Origin of the sequence: Pseudomonas sp. SCT, from assembly GCF_003864275.1 — a bacterium.
GTDB lineage: Bacteria > Pseudomonadota > Gammaproteobacteria > Pseudomonadales > Pseudomonadaceae > Stutzerimonas > Stutzerimonas stutzeri_AE.
On the sequence record NZ_BDJA01000009.1, the window covers coordinates 1 to 17,523 of the forward strand.

The window sequence follows — 17,523 nt, forward strand, 5'->3', positions numbered from 1 at the left end:
CTCCTTGCGGGTTTGCTTGCGCTTGCCAGCGTACTCGGCGTCGGCGAAGGTCATCTGCTTCATCGGGAAACTCGGTGGGTGGGGTCGCGGTATTTTGCCAAATCAGAAAGTCTTTTTCAGAGTTTCCTTAGGCTCGGAGCACATACGATGCAGCCATTCGAGTTTGCAGTTCTGCATCCAGACCGGTGCACGTTTGATACTGCCGGTGGCGAACGAAATGGATGCACCGATGCAGAAGCCCATGCCGGTTCGTTCATGACTTTCGATAGAACTGGCGAGTATTTCCTGGCGGGGCGCGCCAACTGCATAGAGCACTAGCTCGGACGGGTTATCCCTGATGAACTGCAGTGCCTGCTGAACTTCGTCCGGGCGATTGATAAAGCCCATCGGCGGGTTGTGGTGATAAAGCGTAATACCGGGATAGAGCGCTCGGAGCTTGATGCATTCCTGTTCGGTAGCACCGATCAGGACCACCCGCAGGCGATCCCGGTCGGCCCACTCCAGCAGGTCCATCGTCAAATCGCTGCCCGGGATCACCTCTTCTACATGCACACCCAAGCGTTGCAGCAGCGGCTGCAGAATTCGGCTGTCGCACAGGCGCAGGCGTGCCTTGGCATAGGCTTCACGCAGCGCAGGGTTTTCCTGCAGCTGCGCGAGGTGGTCGACATTGGGTGTCACCACGAACGAGTAGGGCTGCTTGACCCCCTCGCGAATGCAGTTCAGCAACGTCGCTTTGCTGCCGGTGTAGAAATTCACACCGAACGCGTGGTTAGTCTCGTTAGACACTCATCGTTACTCCCTTGAAAGCGCCTTTTACGCCGGACCAGGCGAGGCTGGGATGGTTGAACTCCTTGATGACGGTGATCGCCGACAGGAAGCAGGCCGACGCGAACGCGAAGCCCTGGCCGTAGAAGCGCTTGTTGAAACGGGTTGCCGCGCGGTTGCGGTAGTAGTGGTAGAAGGCCGAACGACCACCCGAGCTGAGCGAGCCGTAGTGGAAGAGCCTGCTGCTGGGTACGACGCGGATCGAGATGCCCTTCTTCTTCGCCTGGAACTGCCAGTCGACTTCCTCGGAGTACATGAAGTACGCCTCGTCCATCAGGCCGATGCGCTCGACCAGCTTGGCCGAGAAGGCCAGGCTGCAACCCATCAGGTAATCGGGTTGCTCGCTGTTCTGCGCCATGGCCTCTAGGGTCTGGTCCTTGCCCAGCAGCTTGGCTTTGCCCAGCAGCGGGTAGAGCTTGCCGCCGCCGTAGCATTCCAGGCGCCCGGTGTCGGCGCTGAGGATGACCGAGCCGACGAACTGGCGGTCGTTCTCTTTCAGCGCATCGAGCAGCGGCGTAAAGGCATCGCTATCGACATAGGTGTCGTTGTTGACGATCCAGAAATTGGTCACTGGCAGGTTGTCCAGCGCCCAACGCAGGCCGTAGTTGTTGCCGCCGGCGTAACCGTTGTTCTCCGGGTTGGCGAGCAGCGTCACGTTGTGGCGAGGCTTGGCCTCCAGCCATTGCTTGAATGCCACGACGGAGCCGTCCTGGGAGTCGTTGTCGATGACCACCACATGGTTGAGAGCCGGGCAATGAGCGAGCAGGCTCTCAACGCAACTGATGGTTTCAGTAGCTGCCTTGTAGTTGAGGATAAGCGCGACGTTCATGGATGGTTTCCTGGCTGCGAAGGTGACGGGCCCTGAGGGCGTGAATGACGAACAGCATTGCGATGACCGGCTGGCCGTACTCGAATAGCCCGTTGAGTGGCCAGATGACGAAGAAAGCGAGCATCGTGGCGTAGATGAAGGTCATGTCGGTGGCGATGTTTTTGGCGATTCGGTGGTAGACGAACAGCGTCATCGGGATGATGAGGAACGTGAGGAAGCCGAAGCGGAACAGCGTGCCGATGATTCCGACATCGGACAGGAAGAAATGCTCACCGAAGTAGGGGATGAAGCCGTCCTGCCACATCAGCGACAGCGATCCGCTGGGCAGCCAGTTGACCTGATCCAGATGGGCGAAGATCAAAGAAATGGTGACCGAGCGAGCGCCGTCTTCCACGCCTTCGAACGTGCTGTCGTAGAACTCGGTATTGAAGCCTAGAACTTCCAGCAGGCTGGGATAGAAATAGAACGGCGACAGCAGAATCGACAGCGATGCCGCCCAGATAATCGCCTTGGCGCGCAGGCAGAACAGGGTGAAGGCCAGGCACAGAACGATCAACTGACGGGTCTGGGTAGCGAACACCAGGGTCAGCAGCAGCACTGCGGCGATCACCAGATAGAGCGTCTTGCTGCGTGCCGCACCGCTGATAGGCGATGCGCCCTTCGACCAGATCTGGATGCAGTAGAAGTAAGCCAGGCAGATCAGATACGGGCCGATGGAGGAGCGATCCGGACGGTCATCGGAACGGACTTCCGGCCGCATATCGGGGATGACGCCAAACTTGAAGCACCAGGAGAAGAATGCCGCGATCAAGGCTGCATAGAGCAGCGCGCGTTCGAACTGCAGGGTCCCGACCCGTTTGCCGAGAAACAGCAGCGGCGCGAAACCGAGGCAGGCCAGTACGCGACGCTCTTCGATGAGACCGAATACGATCGGTTGCCCATAGGTGAAGTACGCGAATAACGACGGCATCACCAGGAACACCACGCTGGTGTACGCGCAGTAGTACATCAGGATGCGAAATTCACGCGGTGCGTCTTCCGCGGATGCGAGCAGCAGCAGAATGGTGAAGATGATGCAGACCGCGAGGTACACCTCGTTCAGTCCTTTGATGCCGTAGGGGTTGTGCGGACTGTCACCGAACACGGAGAAGTGCAGCACCATCGCCAGGATCAGCAGCGGAAAAAAGAAGAAGCGTGAACTGAAATTCGTCATCAACCTGAGTCCTTAGGTATTGGTTCCTTGAGCGCTACGGCTGTTCAAGCCGTCTCCAGCGCCCGCTTCTTGATCTTCTTGCGTCGCACCAGCAAGCCGGTGAACGCCTTGAAGCTCTGATAGAACCCGATCTCCTTGATCCCTTTGCCTAGCTCGAAGCCTTTGTACGAAGGGGTTTTGAGCAGTAGCAGCTTCATCGCCCACAACCGCGGCAGGATCGTCGTGCGGCGGTAGTACTGGAACGGCTGGATGGCGAAGATGCTGTTCGTATCGAAAGCTTCCGCTTTGACAACGCCATCGGCCTCCGCGTTGCGAAAAAGTTCGCGGCCTTTTGCGGTGCGTACCAGAATCAGCGAGTTGCCTTCGCGCTCCTCGAAGGAGGGATAGCCTTTTTCATCGCCTTCCCAGCCATCGGCGCAGACGATATCGGCGAACTCACCGATGCCGTCCGGGCAGATCTTGCAGCGGGTCTGCAGATGGCGGTTGAGCACCTTTCCCCACGAGTCGTTGTAGGTCATGGTGCGTTCATCGCCGTTCTTCAGCGTCGCCTTGGTCAGCCCGGGCCAGCCGTCGCCGCGGTAGCGGAAGGCGGTGACGTCGCTGCGCTCGACCTCGAGTTTGTCCAGTACCTGTTCGGTGCCCTGCAGGCTCGGCGTGCCGGCGCACATGAAGGAGACGATGTAGGGAATGTTCTCCTTCAGCCGCGGGTTGTGCTGTTGCATCTGGCGTACCGCGGCGACGTCGCACGGCTTGCCGATGAACAGGTACTTCTCGGTGGACATGGCTACCCACTTCAATGCTTCGCCGGGGCTGGCCGGTGCATAGCGTGAGCCGGAGGAGGCGATGATGTTCTGCCGCGAACGGCTGATGGTCGCGACGTTCTCCAGCGGATCGGTCTGCGAGGCCTGAATCTGGATCACGCCGTCGACCAGCCGGTTTTCCAGGCAGTACTGCGCCAGCGCCGAGATCACGCCGCCGGATGAGCCAGCCTGGCGGATTTCATTGTCAGTCGCGTAGCCCTTCATGGTGTCGAGGATCTCGCCCCAGATCGGGTGGTAGTTGGCCGATTTGTAAGGGCGGATATCCAGGTTCAGCGCCGGGCATGACTTGGCGAATGCTGCGCTGGTCTGCTCGTTGGCGACCGGCTTGTTCTGGTACTGATCGTTCAGTACCGGGCGGTGATAACCGTCGCCGGTCAGCCGAATCTTGATGGCGTCGTCATCGGCTACCGAGCTGCACATGCCGCAGCCGCTGCAGAGGTCGTTGTTCAGCACGCGATTCAATAAAGCTTTCATACCTGCCTTCCCTTGAGCGGCCAGCCGTGCGCAAGGCGCGACTGGCAGTATTTAACGAGCGCGGTCATGCGGGCTGGCGCTGCTTGCGATAGATGTTGAGCACCGCATAACCGTAGATAAACGTCAGGACGACCATGCCCAGAGTGGACACCCAGGGCGCCGCCTGTATCCCGTGCGACGGGATGAAAATCCAGTAACAGGCCACCGTGATCACGCCCGAGGCGATGATGCCGAAGGTGCGCAGAAAGCCCGTGCCCATGGCCAGCAACTGCACGCCCAGGCCGGCGGCAATGAAGCGCGCCGCGGTAAAGCAGGCGAAGGCCAGCCACAGGGTGTTCAGCTCCGCGTACTCGGCGCCGAGGAAGTAGTCGGTGAACAGTGGGCCGATGAAGAAGAACGCCAGGGCGAAGATCAGGCCCATGCCGGTGTATTCGCCGAGGATGCGCGCGCCGTAGCGGATCAGGCCGGCCGTCTTGTTGTGCAGTTGGTAGGCGAAACGCGGAATATGCACGCTGGCCAGCAGCACGCTGAACGGCACCGCACCCTGAATCAGGCGTGAGCCGGCGAAGTAGATGCCCGCCGCTTCGCGGCCGGCGAGGTGGTTGACCAGAATGACGTCGAGCTGGGCGAAGATATTGGTCGCACCACTGTCGATGGCGAAACTGGTGGAGGATTTGAAGCGCTCCGCCAATACCTGCCAGGAGCTGCGCAGAATGCCGCCCAGTGCGAGGATCTTCGACAGCGCACGAAGGGCGAATGTTGCGTAGATCAGTCGCGACAGCAGAAACGCCACGCCAATGGCCAGCACGTCGTTGCGCAGCAGGATCGCCGCGCCGATGAGCACGAAATGCACCAGCGCAGTTGCCGCCACGATCTTCGTTTCGCGGTGGAACTGGCCGATGCTGCGGAACACCGTCAGCCCCAGATCGCCGTAAGACGAAGCCAGGGTGCCGAGCAGGAACAGCACCGCAGCGAAGCGCTCGGTGGTGTGCAGGTCGAGGACGAACAGGATGATCGGCAGCAGCACGATGCAGGCCGGCAGCACCAATACCGACTTCGCCGCCAGGCTGGCCGACATGATCTCGCCGGCCCGATGGCGCTCGGCACCGATGTCGCGCAGCGCACGCATGCCGAAGCCGTAGTCGGTCACCAGGGCGACGATGGTCGACCAGGTGATAACGATCGAAATGAAGCCGAAATCGCTCGGCCCCAGCGTGCGGGCGAGGATCAGCAGGGTGCCGAGCTGCACGGCGGTACGAGCCGCCGTGGTAACCCCCATCAGGGCGTGATCGCGCATGATTATCTCTGATACGCGGCCTGGGGCTGGTGCAGTGTGGCGAGGATCTGCTCCAGCCCAGCACTGTAGGCGTCCAGCTTGCGACGGATGATCGCGCCACTGGCGGCGACCTCGGCTTTTAGCTGTTCACGGTTGTCCAGGTGCGCCAGAACCAGCTCCAGTGCGCTCTCGGTATCCTCGGTCTTGAGGTCGACCACGCGGTGATAGTCGAGCGACTGATAGAGACCGGCGAACTTGCGGCTGTAGGCCAGCGGCACGACCGGTACGCCGGCGGAGAAGGCGCCGATGGTGGCGTGCATGCGTGCACCGACGAAGAAATCCATGCCGCTGATATACGACTTGGCTTCGATCGGGCCTTTGAAGCGCGGCGCCAGCTTGAGCTCCGGATACTGCTGCTGCAGCTGCTGGGACACGGTGTAGTCATCTTCGGCAGGGAAACCGATCGGGATCACGTGTGGCACCAGATGCACTTCGTGGCCGCGCTCGAGCAGGGTGCGGATCAGGCGATCGGTGAGTGCCTTGTAGTCGGCACGCAGGCCGAACTGGTTGGCGGTGCCTTCGTAACCGCCGTGGTGCAGCAGTGCCGATACGCTGAGGCCAACGGCAAGCTTGTTCGGGTCGCGATGTTCGCTCTGACGGTCGAAGGGCAGGGCGAAGGCGACGTCGATGACCTCGTCGCGGTTGACGATGCCGAGTTGCTTGAGCACGTCGAACGACTGGTGGTCACGGGCGAAGACCATGGTGCTCTTTTTCATCGCCCATGCCGATGTCTTGGTAGCCCAGTCGGCCTTGAACGGGCCGATGGTCTGCGGCGAGAGAATCAGTGGTACGCGGCCGCCGAGGGCCATGCCCTTGCTGACCAGCAGCTTGATCAGGCGTTTCGCACCATAGATGTCGGAGAAACTATCGCCTTCGCCGATATCGAATACTGCGTCGCAGGAGCTGATCGCCTGGTACAGGCCGTGGGGGTTCTTCAGCAGCGCCTTCTCGTTGAATTCGATGAATTCGTACTTGAAACGCTCGGTGGACGGCGGGTAATCGCACGGGCCGGATGAGCCGATGATGAGGAACTCCGGCGTGATGCCGCACTTGCGAGCCGCCTCGTCGATCAGCAGCATGTTGGAAATACTCAATGCGCCAACCCCGAGGTTGCCGGATGAGAACGAATGCCACAGCAATCCGAATTTCATGTTCGATTTCACTCCAGAATCAGTCAGCGTTCTGCGCAGGGGTAGGGCCGATGGCGGTGCAGTCGTTCGCCAGATGTTTGCGCATGAGCTCCATCTGCGGACGGTCCTTGCCGTTACGCGGCTCTATCGCAAGCTTGTAGGTGCCCCAGCCCGGGCCGCCGGCCCAATAGGCACTGGGTACGCAGTTGTCGTTGAGGTAGGCGAGCAGGTTGTCCATGGCGACTGCTGCCTCGGGTAGGTCGTCCGGGATGCCGTACTCGCCGAGAAAACCCTTCTGTCCGTGTTTCTTCAGCCATTCAATGAAGGGACGAGCCCGTTCTACCCCAAGCATCGGGTCAATATCGTTACTGGTCTTCGCCATGTACTTGCCGGAAAAGTCCTTGTCGAAGTACAGGTGCGCCTCGTAGACGATCCGGTCGGCGGGGTCGTTGATCAGGAAGTTGGCGTTCACCTGCGGCCAGTGATAGGCACTCGACCAGCGCTCGCCTTCGATGAAGATCAACGTCTGATCGTCGACTTCGCGGATGGCGTCGACGGCCGCCTGGGCGGCGCCCGGCCAGAGGCCGACCGTACCGTGCGGCTCATTCATGATGTCGTAGCCGAGCAGGCCGCGATGGCCCTTGAAGTGTTGCGCCAGCTGACGCCACACCGATGCATAGGCCTCGTAAGGCACTTTGCTCGAACCGATGAGTTCGCCGTGGTAACGACCATAGTTGTGCATGTCCAGAATGACCTTCTGGCCGTTCTGCGCGGCCAAATCCAGGGTCTTCTTCAACAACCGTATCTGGTCGAAGTTCAATCCGGCGTCGAGCGAATGCTGAACACGCTCCCAGATGAACGGGAAGCGAATCAGGCGAATGCCTTGATCGGCGTAGTACTTGAAGTGTTTCTTTTCTGGGTAGAAGTAGTGAGTCCCGTTCTTCCCAGGCGTGATGTGCGGAGCGAAGCCGGCGCCAGAGAGATTGACCCCGTGCAGGGCGAGGCCTTTATCGTCGCTTGGCCATTCGGTCGCGCCCAAGCCGGCTGTGGCCAGCGCTGCAACCAGTGCCACGGCCAGGCGAGTCGAGCGCAGGGCTGTCCGGTCAGGGTGTCTGGTCATCGCTAACACCTATCTTCAGGCAAAAAAATATTCACTGGCTCGCGCAGAGTCAGTTATTAGGCAGCTATAGAAAAAAGATGAATGCAGTGCCCGGCATGGCGACGGTTTCCCGTCGCCCTTGCGGATCACCTTTATTTGGAGTTGCTGGCGTATTCGTACTGGTAGTAGCCGTACTCGCCGTAGGTGGAGGCTTTGCGCACGACTGCGTTGAAGATCACGCCCTTGACCAGCAGGCCGTTCTGCTCGAGGCGACGCTTGGCCGCTTCGATTTCCTTCAAGCCGTTCAGACCGTAGCGGGTGACCATCAGCGTGGTACCTGCCTGGCTGCCGACCAGCGCCGCATCGGTAACCGCCAGGATCGGCGGGGTATCGAAGATCACCAGGTCGTACATATGGCTGATTTCTTTGACGAAGCGCGAGAAGTTCTCGTGCATCAGCAGTTCCGACGGGTTCGGCGGCAGCTGCCCGTGGGTGATCACGTGCAGGTTGTTCAGCTGAGTCTTCTGGATGGCATCGAACAGCGTGATGCGGCCGGAGAGGATGTCGGACAGCCCCTTGTCGCCATCACAACGCATGACCTTGTGCAGGTAGCCCTTGCGCATGTCAGCGTCGATCAGCAGTACACGCTTGCCGGATTGTGCGACCACAGCAGCCAGGTTGGTGGTGACGAACGACTTGCCCACCGCCGGGCTTGGGCCGGTAATCATCAGCACGTTGTTCTTGGCCTCGATCATCGCGAAGTGCAGGCTGGTACGCAGGCTGCGCATGGCTTCGGTGGCGAGGTCGGCCGGGTCGTTGATGGTCAGCAGGTAGGAAGCGGTGCTCTTGTCACGCTTGAAGTTGGCCAGGCGTTTCTCCAGCGCAGACTGCTTCTCGGTGAACGGAATCGAGGCGTATACCGGGGTGCCGGTGCGCTCGATGTCTTCCGGGTTCTCGACGCCGCGCTTGAGTGCTTCACGCACATAGACGAAGGCCGTGGCGAGCAGGGCGCCCAGCAGGGTGGCGACGATCACTACCAGCGGCTTGTTCGGCTTGACCGGATTTTCCAGATCCGCTGCGGCATGGTCGATGATGCGAACGTTACCGACGGTGCCGGCACGGATGATGTCCAGCTCCTGCGTCTTGTTCAGCAGCATGGAGTAGGTTTCCGAGGAAACTTCCACGTCACGGGTCAGACGCAGCAGTTCCTGCTGGGTCGACGGCAGGGTGCCGATCTGCTTCTCCAGCTCTTCCTTCTGCATCTGCAGTTGGTTGATCTGATTCATCAGCGCCTGGAAGTTCGGGTGCTGACGGGTGAAGCGGCGTTCCATCTCGGTGCGCTTGAGGTTCTGCTCGGAGATCTGACGTTCCATGTCAACGATGCGATCGAGCACCGACTGCGTTTCCGCGGTGATGTCGACCGAGCGCGAACCGGTCTGATACTTGTTCAGTGCCGTCTGTGCCGCTTCGAGATTGCGGCGTACGGCCGGGATCTGCTCGTTAAGGAACTCCAGGCTCTGGGTCGCTTCAGCGGCGTTGCGGGCGATGTTCTGCTCGACATACAGATTGGCCACTTCTTCCAGCACGCGGATCGCATGGGCCGGATCGGTGTCTTCGAGCGTCACGTTGACGATGCCCGACTGCTTGCCGCGCTCGGCCGCAGACAGGCGCTGCTGGAAGCTTTCGGTGGTGTTATAGGTGCGGTTCTTCACCACGGTGAACGTAGTGCCGGGGCGTGCATTCAGCTCACCCACGGTGACGCGATAGCCTTCGTTCTCAACCGGCTCGCCGACTACGCCCTGCACAACGACTTCGCCGTCCTGATCGCGCAGGATGAAGCCGTTGTTTTCAGCAGCTTCGAGAGTCAGCTCCTTGCCGTGCACCTTGTCCGGTACTTCCAGCTGGGTGACCTTCAGGGTCTCGCCACCCCAGGCGTAGCCGCCCAGGCCGGCCGGGTGCCAGCCCAGCTCGCCTTCTTCGCTCGGCTCGAACCGGCGTGCCATGAAGCCGCCGATGATCGGGAAGTGGTGGGGAGTAATGTTGATGTCGAGGTTCAGTTTACTTACCGCGCCGCCAACGACCGAGCGCGACTTCAGCAGCGCGATCTCGGTTTGTGCCGGGGATACCGGTGGGTTGGTGTTGACCACATCGGTCAAGCTCGGCAGGCCGCTCTTGGGCTCGATCTGGATCATCGCGCTGGCAAGGTAGACCGGCGTTGCAAGCAGGGCATAAGCGATCCCAAGGGCCGCGAAGAACCCGGTGATGCTCATGATCAGCACGCGATTGTTTATGAAGGTGTCAAAGAGGTGGGCCAGGTCGATGTCCTTGTCCTCTTTGGTTTCATAGATTGGGCGGGGCATGGTTGTCATCGAAGTTCCTTCTTCATTTCAGGTAAGGAAGCCAGCTCTCGACGGATTTCGTCAGGAGATTGTGGACATGTTCAAAAGCGGGTTTGGACTGGCGGTACGGATCCGGAATTTCCAGTTCGTCCTGCCATTTGCCGATAAGAAACGTTTTGCCATGCACCTCGGGTGCGATCTGGCGAATGTGCTGAATGTGGCTATGCTCCATCGCCAGGATCAGGTCGGCCTGGTGCAACATGTGGCTGTCGACCTGGCGCGCGCAGTGGGCCGGAAGCTCCAGCCCGTTGTCCTGCAATACTTCGTGGGCGGTCTTGTCCATCGGGTTACCTACTAATGCACCAATCCCTGCCGAGCTGATCGTCAGGTCCTGGCCGCTTAGCCTGTGTGCGAACAACGCTTCGGCCGTGGGGCTTCGACAGATGTTTCCGACACAGACGATCAAGATGTTCTTGAACATGGATTCAACCTCGTGGCCGCTGGTTCGCAGCCGCCGGGGTGCGGCCCGGGGTGAACGAATGTGAGATTTTTGGGAGAGTCATTAGTTCCTTCCTGCCACGCCTTAATGCGGCGTGGCTTTTTCGAGTCTTTTCGGCGGCACGCGAAGCGTGCGTCGATCAGTACACGTCCTTGTTGAAGATCAGTGCTGGCGGGGTACGGACAAGGATGTAGAGGTCGAACCAGACCGACCAACGCTCGATGTAGTCGAGGTCGAACTCGACGCGTTTCTCGATCTTTTCCAAGGTGTCGGTCTCACCCCGATAGCCGTTGATCTGCGCCCAGCCGGTAATGCCTGGCTTGACCCGATGGCGGGAGGAGTATTCCGCCACGGCATCTTCGAACAGCACGCCCGCTGCTTTCGTGGCGGTGGCATGAGGACGAGGACCGACCATGGACATGCTGCCGAGGAAGACGTTCAACAGCTGCGGCAGTTCATCGAGACTGGTCTTGCGGATGAAGCGGCCAACACGGGTGATGCGATCGTCGCCACGGGTGGTCTGCCGATCGGCGTTGGCGTCGGACTTCTCGTGGTACATCGAGCGGAACTTGAAGACTTCGATCAGGCGGTTGTTATAGCCGTAGCGCTTCTGCTTGAAGAGCACCGGGCCGGGCGAGTCGAGCTTGATCGCGAGGGCGATCGCCAGCATGACCGGGGCCGCGGCGAGCAGGGCGATGCTGGAGATGACGATGTCTTCCAGGCGCTTGAACATCGGCGACCAGCCGCGCAGCGGCAGATCCGAAGCGATGAGGGTAGGCAGACCGCCGATTTCGGTGATGCGCTTGTCGGCGTGGCGGAAGGCAACCATGTCCGGCACCAGCAGAACGTTCACCGGAAGCTTGCGCAGTTCGGCGATTACCTGGCCGATCCGGCTGTCGGCGAACCAGGGCAGGGCGACCAGAACCTGGGTGACCTTTTCGTCGCGGATCATCCGCTCCAGGTCGCGGGTGTTGCCGAGCAGAGGCAGGTTGGCCAGTTCTTTCGGCAGACGCTCGAGGCGGTCATCGATAAAGCCGAGCACGCCGGTACGGATGTCGCGATGGTTCTGCAGGTATTCGGCAACGCGTACACCGTTGTCGGTGCCGCCGAGGATGACCGCGTTCTGCAGAAACATGCCGCGCGCCATGAGCCGGCGGAACAGGGCCAGCATCGCCAGGCGCTCTGCGCCGAACAGCGCGGCACTGGTGAAGAACCAGAACGCCAGGTGCTTGGCCTCCAGATAGCCGAAAAGGCCCATGCCCTGATGCATGAAGATCAGGAAGCTGAAGGCTGCAGCCCAGGCGATGAGCATCACGCGGAAACGCAGCAGGGTGCTGAATACTTCCTCGCTGTAGATGCCAGCGGTCTGGAAAATGATGATGCTGAGGACCGCGAAGAAGCCCAGGAAGGCACTGAATGTGCCGCCGGTGGGCAGGTCCATGAAGGCCAACAGCAGCAGTCCCGGCAGGATGGCCGTAAGGCCGTGTATCAGGCGAATGCTGGCGAGGAAGTAATCGACGAAACTCGGGTGAGCATATTCAAGGGTTCCAACTGACTGTACGCGCATACAAGGCTCCATCCTCAGCTCAAAGCTGGCTCAAATCTCGAATTAATCGCCGCGGTACGCGGGGGATTGATAGCAGGCCGCCATCGCAACCGTGATCGGGACTCCTGCTCCGACCGTGCCTCTCGGGATGAGTTCAGTGGTAGTCAGCGGGCTGCCAAAAAAATGAGCTAATCCTCGAAAAGCGCGCAAATAGCTGTTTTCAAACGTCTTTGAGCAAGACCTTGCTCGATCTCGGTGGGCTAATCAGCGACGCCGTAGTGACCAGCGGCAGCATTGATCGAAGATTTGGATTAATCCCGCCGCGCTTGTCTGCCACAACTTCCGCCCTCGGGCTGGGTCGTATGCAGCGACGTGAATCGAGAGAAGGGAACGGCCATGAGCGATGCCAAGGCGCTGCTGATATTGCACGGGAAACAGGCCCTGAACGATGAGGTGCGTGAGGCGGTGCGACAGCAGCGTGACTATGGATGGGACCTGGCGGTACGAGTCACGTGGGAGCCAGGCGATGCGCAACGCTTGGTCGCCGAAGCGCTGGATGCCGGTTATTCCAAGCTGGTCGCTGGCGGCGGAGATGGCACCTTGCGTGAAGTGGCCGAAGCGATGCTTCAGGCGCATGCGCAGGCGAGCCTCGCCTTGATGCCGCTGGGCAGTGCCAACGATTTCGCCAAGGCTGCTGGGATACCGCTGGACCCGTTCGAGGCGCTTGGTCTGTTAGATGAGCCTGCCCGCTGGGTCGATGTTGGCGAAATGAATGGCCAGCCGTTCGTCAATATGGCGACCGGTGGTTTCGGCTCCAAAGTCACGGCCAGCACGTCGGAAGATCTCAAGCGAGTCCTGGGTGGCGGTGCCTATCTGCTGACCGGTCTGACTCGCTTCGCCGAGATCCATTCGGCTCGCGGCCGGTTCACTGGGCCGGGGTTCGACTGGGAGGGCGAGTTTCTTGCGCTGGGCATCGGTAACGGTAGACAGGCTGGCGGCGGACAGCTGCTTTGCCCGCAGGCGAAGATCGATGACGGGCTGCTGGATGTGTGTATCGTGCCGGCGCCTGCCGATGCGGTCGGCACACTGGGCACACTGCTAAGTGGCGGTCTGCTAGGCGTCGACGCGGTGTCGGTCAGTGCCCGGGTACCCTGGCTGGAGGTCGAGGCACCCAGCGCCATCGACATCAATCTGGATGGCGAGCCCTCCACGGCCGCACATCTGCGCTTCGATGTGCGTGCCGGGGCGTTGCGCCTGCACTTGCCAGCCGACAGCCCGTTGCTGGGTCCGGCTTCCTCGGCGCCTTAGGAAAGGCTCCGACCGGGCGTCCGATTGTGAAAAAAAGCCCCGGCGATGCATAAAGCGATGGGCGATGCGGCCGATACTCCTATCACCACGTTTTCCCAAGGAGCCTGGAAATGGCCGGCATTCTCGATTCAGTCGATCAACGCACCCGTCTCGTGGGGCAGAATCGCCTGGAGATTCTCATGTTCCGGCTCGGCGGACGGCAGAAGTTCGCCATCAACGTCTTCAAGGTTCAGGAAGTCGTCCAGCTGCCGAAAATGACGCTCATGCCCCACCGCCATAGCTCGGTCTGCGGCGTGGTCAATCTGCGTGGCCAGACCCTGCCGGTGGTCGATCTTTCCAGAGCCATCGGCTTGCGGCCGCTGGTGCCCGATGAGCGCAGCACCATCATCGTTACCGAGTACAACCGCACCGTGCAGGCGTTCCTGGTCGGCGGTGTGGATCGCATCGTCAACCTCAACTGGGAAGCGGTCATGCCGCCACCCACCACGGCAGGACGCCAGCATTACCTGACGTCGATCACCAAGGTGGACGACGAACTGGTCGAGGTGATCGACGTGGAGAAGGTGCTCGCGGAAATCGTGCCTTACGACACCAGCATTTCTGCCGAGCGCCTGGCCGATCCGATCCTCGAGCGCGCCCGTGGACGAGAAGTGCTCTGCGTGGATGACTCCAGCGTTGCGCTGTCGCAGCTGCGCGAGACCCTCAGCCAGCTCGGTCTGAAGATCCACACCGCGAGCGATGGACTGAAGGGCCTGAACATGCTCAAGGCCTGGGCTGATGCCGGCGAGGTGCTGACCGACAAGCTGCTGATGGTTTTCACCGATGCGGAAATGCCGGAGATGGATGGTTATCGACTGACTACCGAGATTCGTCACGACCCGCGGTTGCGCGATCTCTATGTGGTGCTGCACACCTCGCTGTCGGGCAGCTTCAATCTGGCAATGGTGCAGAAGGTCGGCTGCGACAACTTCCTCTCCAAGTTCCAGCCGGAGAAGCTCGTCGATGTGATTCAGGATCGCCTGAAACTCGACGATCAGGACTGATCCATCCCTCTACGCCGGCTGCTGAATAGAGCGGCCGGCGCCTGCTATGCTGCTGCGCTGTCCCATCGAGGAGGCGCGGCATGCATCTCTCATCGCTCTATCGTTTTCCGCTCAAGTCCGGCGCTGGTGAATCGCTGCAGCATTGCGCCAGTGATGCGCTTGGCCTGGTTGGCGATCGACGCTGGATGGTGGTTGCAGCCGGCACCGGGCGTTTCCTCACCCAGCGTGTGGCGCCGCGGATGGCACTGCTGCAGGCACGCTGGCAGGGCCAGAATGCCTTGCGCCTGACTGCGCCAGACATGCAGGAATTGCTGGTGCCGGTACCCGATGCCCGCGAGATGCGCTGCGTGCAGATCTGGAGTTCGAATGCCGTTGTGCCGGATGCCGGCGAAGCGGCGGCCACGTGGCTGAGCAGCTTTCTTGGCCAAGCCTGTCGGCTGGTACACCTGCCGCTGGACGATGGAATTCAGGTCGATATCGACTACGCGCGACTCGGCGAGCGCACGGCCTTCAGCGACGGATTCCCGTTTCTGCTGATTGGCCAGGCATCGCTGGATGACCTGATCCGTCGAGTCGGGCGTCCACTGGATATGCTGCGCTTTCGCCCGAATCTGGTCGTCAGCGGCGCGGAGCCTTACGCGGAGGATAGCTGGAAGCGTATCCGTATCGACCAGCTGACCTTTCGTGTGGTCAAGCCCTGTTCCCGCTGCGTCATCCCCACACTCGACCCATTCACAGCAGAGCGCGAGCCGGATCGCGAGCCGCTGAACACACTGCTGTCGTATCGCAAAGGGCCGGGTGGGGTTTTCTTCGGGCAGAACCTGATTGCCGAGGGCATCGGCGAACTGGCTGTGGGGGCGCCGGTGGAAGTGCTCGACTGATCAAGGCAGGCATGACGATGGCAGGCGCGGGCCGGCCATCGTCATGGCAGCGAGTAGCGGGTAGAGCGGCGAGTCGACCGGTTGTGCCCTCTATTGCGATTCGAAGTAGCGCTCGTGCCATTCGACCAGCGGTTGCGGTGAGTTCAGCTTCTGCCCGTAGATGACCGAATAGGTCAGCACGTTCTGCACGTACTGGCGGGTCTCGTCGAACGGAATGTTTTCCACCCACACATCGAACGACAGATGCTCGGCATTGCGCAGCCATTGACGGACGCGACCGGGGCCGGCGTTGTAAGCGGCCGAGGCAAGCACGCGGTTGCCATTGAACTGTCCGTAGATCTGGCTGAGATAAGCGGTACCCAGCTGGATATTGGTGGTCGGGTTGAGCACCTGCTGCGGTGAGGCCAGCGGGATGTTGAAGCGCTTGGCGGTTTCCTTGGCGGTGGCAGGCATCAGCTGCATCAGGCCGGTGGCACCGACGTGCGAGCGGGCGTCGGCCATGAACGCACTTTCCTGGCGGGTCACTGCGAACGCCCAGCTGGGATGGATCTCGCGCGCCCGTGAGGCCTGGACCAGCGCATTGCGATGCGCCATGGGGAAGCGGATATCGAGGTCGTCCCAATATTGCGCCTGGCTGATGGTGCGGATGGCCGGGAAGTACCATTCCTTCTCATAGGCGATGCGCGCCTGCGCGACCATCTCGTCGCGGCTGAACAGCCGGCTGACGTGATACCACTCGCGGCGGCCATCGACGATCTGCCCGCGGTCGTGGAACTCCAGCGCGCGGCGAATACCGGCGGTATTGCGCACCTTCTGCACGACCTTCGGATCGAGTGCCAGTGGCTGATGGTTCAGCTTGTATGGTGCCTGGATGCGGTCGGCCGACAGAAAGCCGTAGAAATCCCGCTCCTCGGCCACCGGCTGATAGAGCAGGGCGGCCTGCTTGCTCTCCGGCTTGGCCAGTTGCAGGCTGCGCGCTTGCCAGTAGCGCCAGCGGTTGGTTTTGGCCAGCTCATCCGGAAAGCGCTGCGTCAGCTTGTAGGCTTCATTCCACTGGCCCTGGCGCAGCAGCAGACGGGTGCGCCATTCGGTGACGGTGTTGTCGCGTAGCTCGGGATCGTATTCGGCCATTACCTTGAGCGCACGTGCATCGAAGCGCTTGGCCAGGGTCAGCCCGATCTGCCGGGCAATGGCGACCTTTTCCTCGGGCGAAAAGGCGAAACGGCGTGCGTAACCATCGAGCAGACTCAATGCCTGCTCGGGGTCCTGGCGCGCGAGGCGCCGCAGGCCGATCGAAACGACGTCGGCCATCGCCGGGCTGGTCGGCGAGAAGCGCTCAGGCTGGCGAAGCATCTGAGGTTTCTGGGCGACATCGATCATCAGCTGACCCTGGCTCTGCAGCGTCGGCAGGCGCTTCACCAGGAAGCTGGCAACCCCGTAGTTGCCGCTCTCCACGGCCAGCTTGGTGCGCTTCCAGCGCCGGTCTTCGGTCAAGAGACCCTTGGCTTCCCAGAGCTCGAACAGCGGGTCGCAGGAATTGTGCTGCGACTTGCCGACCAGCCACAGTCGCTCGGTCGCGGCGTCGGCGCCCGGAAGGCCGTTGCGCAACTGATACTGAGCGAACAGGCAGTCCAGCTCGGTGAAGTTCATCTTCGGGTCGTAATAACGGGTAAAGGTCTGCCAATCGCCGCGCACGGCCAGCAGGCGCAGCCAGCGCAGCTTCATCCAGCTGATCTGTGGCAGATCGCCGTGCTCGGCGAGGAATTTCTCGACTTCCTGGTTGCTCGCGGACTTCAGCCGATGAGTCAGTTCGTCGTAGGCAAGGTATGGCTCCAGTGGATAGTCACGCAGCGCGCTCTGATAGCGGCGGTACGGCCCGCTGTCGCCCTTGGCGAGGGCCTGTTTGGCCTCGTCGTAGTACTGGCGTTGTTGACTGAGGCTGGCGGCGGACGCATCCAGGCCGATGGCTGAAACAAACAGGCAGAAACACAAACAGGAGAGTCGGCCGCGCATGGTACATCCGTAAAACGGGGGGCGTTGAGGTGACAGGCTGCGTGTGTGCCGGGGCGACCCACGAAACGGCCTGCTGCAGGGGCTAGCTTAGCCTGCCGCATCGGCCAGTTAAACGCGCATTAAGCTCCGGTAACAAACAAAGGCGCACTTCCGACGAGCGTACATCG

At 60.9% G+C, this 17,523-nt stretch carries 13 protein-coding genes and 1 pseudogene; 3 read left to right on the forward strand and 11 right to left on the reverse strand.

The window, feature by feature from the left end; translation table 11 throughout:
* Nucleotides 1-111 precede the first annotated feature (111 nt).
* From BHD08_RS19345 to BHD08_RS19390, 10 genes and pseudogenes are all read right to left on the reverse strand, one after another.
* Nucleotides 112-786 (reverse strand): annotated as a pseudogene (locus tag BHD08_RS19345) (WecB/TagA/CpsF family glycosyltransferase); the annotation flags it as partial.
* On the reverse strand, nt 779-1,654 hold the full coding sequence (locus BHD08_RS19350) for a glycosyltransferase family 2 protein (RefSeq protein ID WP_125024386.1): 876 nt from the start codon (nt 1,652-1,654) through the stop codon (nt 779-781). The gene BHD08_RS19350 and the pseudogene BHD08_RS19345, both read right to left, overlap by 8 nt.
* The gene (locus BHD08_RS19355; protein ID WP_125024388.1) at nt 1,614-2,867 is read right to left on the reverse strand and encodes a hypothetical protein; all 1,254 of its coding nucleotides are present in this window, start codon (nt 2,865-2,867) and stop codon (nt 1,614-1,616) included. The genes BHD08_RS19350 and BHD08_RS19355 overlap by 41 nt, the downstream gene beginning before the upstream one ends.
* Nucleotides 2,868-2,911: 44 nt before the next feature.
* Entirely contained in the window at nt 2,912-4,162 is a 1,251-nt protein-coding gene (locus BHD08_RS19360; RefSeq protein ID WP_125024390.1) for a Coenzyme F420 hydrogenase/dehydrogenase, beta subunit C-terminal domain, read from the reverse strand.
* A 64-nt stretch (nt 4,163-4,226) separates the two neighbouring features.
* Nucleotides 4,227-5,459: an oligosaccharide flippase family protein gene (locus BHD08_RS19365; RefSeq protein ID WP_125024392.1), complete on the reverse strand. Its 1,233-nt coding sequence runs from the start codon at nt 5,457-5,459 to the stop codon at nt 4,227-4,229.
* 2 nt (nt 5,460-5,461) lie between these two features.
* A complete protein-coding gene (locus tag BHD08_RS19370; protein WP_015276681.1) occupies nt 5,462-6,649 on the reverse strand; it encodes a polysaccharide pyruvyl transferase family protein in 1,188 nt (395 codons plus the stop codon).
* A 19-nt stretch (nt 6,650-6,668) separates the two neighbouring features.
* Nucleotides 6,669-7,748, reverse strand: a complete 1,080-nt coding sequence (locus BHD08_RS19375; RefSeq protein WP_015276682.1) for a glycoside hydrolase family 5 protein — start codon at nt 7,746-7,748, stop codon at nt 6,669-6,671.
* Nucleotides 7,749-7,879: 131 nt separating this feature from the next.
* Entirely contained in the window at nt 7,880-10,096 is a 2,217-nt protein-coding gene (locus tag BHD08_RS19380; RefSeq protein ID WP_125024394.1) for a polysaccharide biosynthesis tyrosine autokinase, read from the reverse strand.
* A gap of 13 nt (nt 10,097-10,109) precedes the next feature.
* Nucleotides 10,110-10,547 carry a low molecular weight protein-tyrosine-phosphatase gene (locus tag BHD08_RS19385; RefSeq protein WP_014820788.1) on the reverse strand — a complete coding sequence of 146 codons (438 nt, stop codon included), beginning with the start codon at nt 10,545-10,547 and terminating at the stop codon, nt 10,110-10,112.
* Nucleotides 10,548-10,704: 157 nt separating this feature from the next.
* A complete protein-coding gene (locus BHD08_RS19390; RefSeq protein WP_125024396.1) occupies nt 10,705-12,132 on the reverse strand; it encodes an undecaprenyl-phosphate glucose phosphotransferase in 1,428 nt (475 codons plus the stop codon).
* Nucleotides 12,133-12,507: 375 nt separating this feature from the next.
* Here BHD08_RS19390 and yegS point away from each other — a divergent pair, with 375 nt between their 5' ends.
* From yegS to BHD08_RS19405, 3 genes are all read left to right on the forward strand, one after another.
* On the forward strand, nt 12,508-13,419 hold the full coding sequence (gene yegS, locus BHD08_RS19395; protein ID WP_125024398.1) for a lipid kinase YegS: 912 nt from the start codon (nt 12,508-12,510) through the stop codon (nt 13,417-13,419).
* 110 nt (nt 13,420-13,529) lie between these two features.
* Nucleotides 13,530-14,462, forward strand: coding sequence for a chemotaxis protein CheV (locus BHD08_RS19400; protein ID WP_125024400.1), 933 nt, complete (start codon nt 13,530-13,532; stop codon nt 14,460-14,462).
* A gap of 80 nt (nt 14,463-14,542) precedes the next feature.
* Nucleotides 14,543-15,343 carry an MOSC domain-containing protein gene (locus BHD08_RS19405; RefSeq protein WP_125024402.1) on the forward strand — a complete coding sequence of 267 codons (801 nt, stop codon included), beginning with the start codon at nt 14,543-14,545 and terminating at the stop codon, nt 15,341-15,343.
* Between the two features lie 90 nt (nt 15,344-15,433).
* On the opposite strand, the gene BHD08_RS19410 is transcribed toward BHD08_RS19405, so the two are convergent.
* The gene (locus BHD08_RS19410; protein ID WP_125024404.1) at nt 15,434-17,356 is read right to left on the reverse strand and encodes a transglycosylase SLT domain-containing protein; all 1,923 of its coding nucleotides are present in this window, start codon (nt 17,354-17,356) and stop codon (nt 15,434-15,436) included.
* Nucleotides 17,357-17,523 lie beyond the last annotated feature (167 nt).

What these genes read in the sequence shown, in the direction of transcription:
- BHD08_RS19350 (WP_125024386.1), bottom strand. Translation starts at nt 1,654, where the DNA reads ATGAACGTCGCGCTTATCCTCAACTACAAGGCAGCTACTGAAACCATC.
- BHD08_RS19355 (WP_125024388.1), bottom strand. Translation starts at nt 2,867, where the DNA reads ATGACGAATTTCAGTTCACGCTTCTTCTTTTTTCCGCTGCTGATCCTG.
- BHD08_RS19360 (WP_125024390.1), bottom strand. Translation starts at nt 4,162, where the DNA reads ATGAAAGCTTTATTGAATCGCGTGCTGAACAACGACCTCTGCAGCGGC.
- BHD08_RS19365 (WP_125024392.1), bottom strand. Translation starts at nt 5,459, where the DNA reads ATGCGCGATCACGCCCTGATGGGGGTTACCACGGCGGCTCGTACCGCC.
- BHD08_RS19370 (WP_015276681.1), bottom strand. Translation starts at nt 6,649, where the DNA reads ATGAAATTCGGATTGCTGTGGCATTCGTTCTCATCCGGCAACCTCGGG.
- BHD08_RS19375 (WP_015276682.1), bottom strand. Translation starts at nt 7,748, where the DNA reads ATGACCAGACACCCTGACCGGACAGCCCTGCGCTCGACTCGCCTGGCC.
- BHD08_RS19380 (WP_125024394.1), bottom strand. Translation starts at nt 10,096, where the DNA reads ATGACAACCATGCCCCGCCCAATCTATGAAACCAAAGAGGACAAGGAC.
- BHD08_RS19385 (WP_014820788.1), bottom strand. Translation starts at nt 10,547, where the DNA reads ATGTTCAAGAACATCTTGATCGTCTGTGTCGGAAACATCTGTCGAAGC.
- BHD08_RS19390 (WP_125024396.1), bottom strand. Translation starts at nt 12,132, where the DNA reads ATGCGCGTACAGTCAGTTGGAACCCTTGAATATGCTCACCCGAGTTTC.
- yegS (WP_125024398.1), top strand. Translation starts at nt 12,508, where the DNA reads ATGAGCGATGCCAAGGCGCTGCTGATATTGCACGGGAAACAGGCCCTG.
- BHD08_RS19400 (WP_125024400.1), top strand. Translation starts at nt 13,530, where the DNA reads ATGGCCGGCATTCTCGATTCAGTCGATCAACGCACCCGTCTCGTGGGG.
- BHD08_RS19405 (WP_125024402.1), top strand. Translation starts at nt 14,543, where the DNA reads ATGCATCTCTCATCGCTCTATCGTTTTCCGCTCAAGTCCGGCGCTGGT.
- BHD08_RS19410 (WP_125024404.1), bottom strand. Translation starts at nt 17,356, where the DNA reads ATGCGCGGCCGACTCTCCTGTTTGTGTTTCTGCCTGTTTGTTTCAGCC.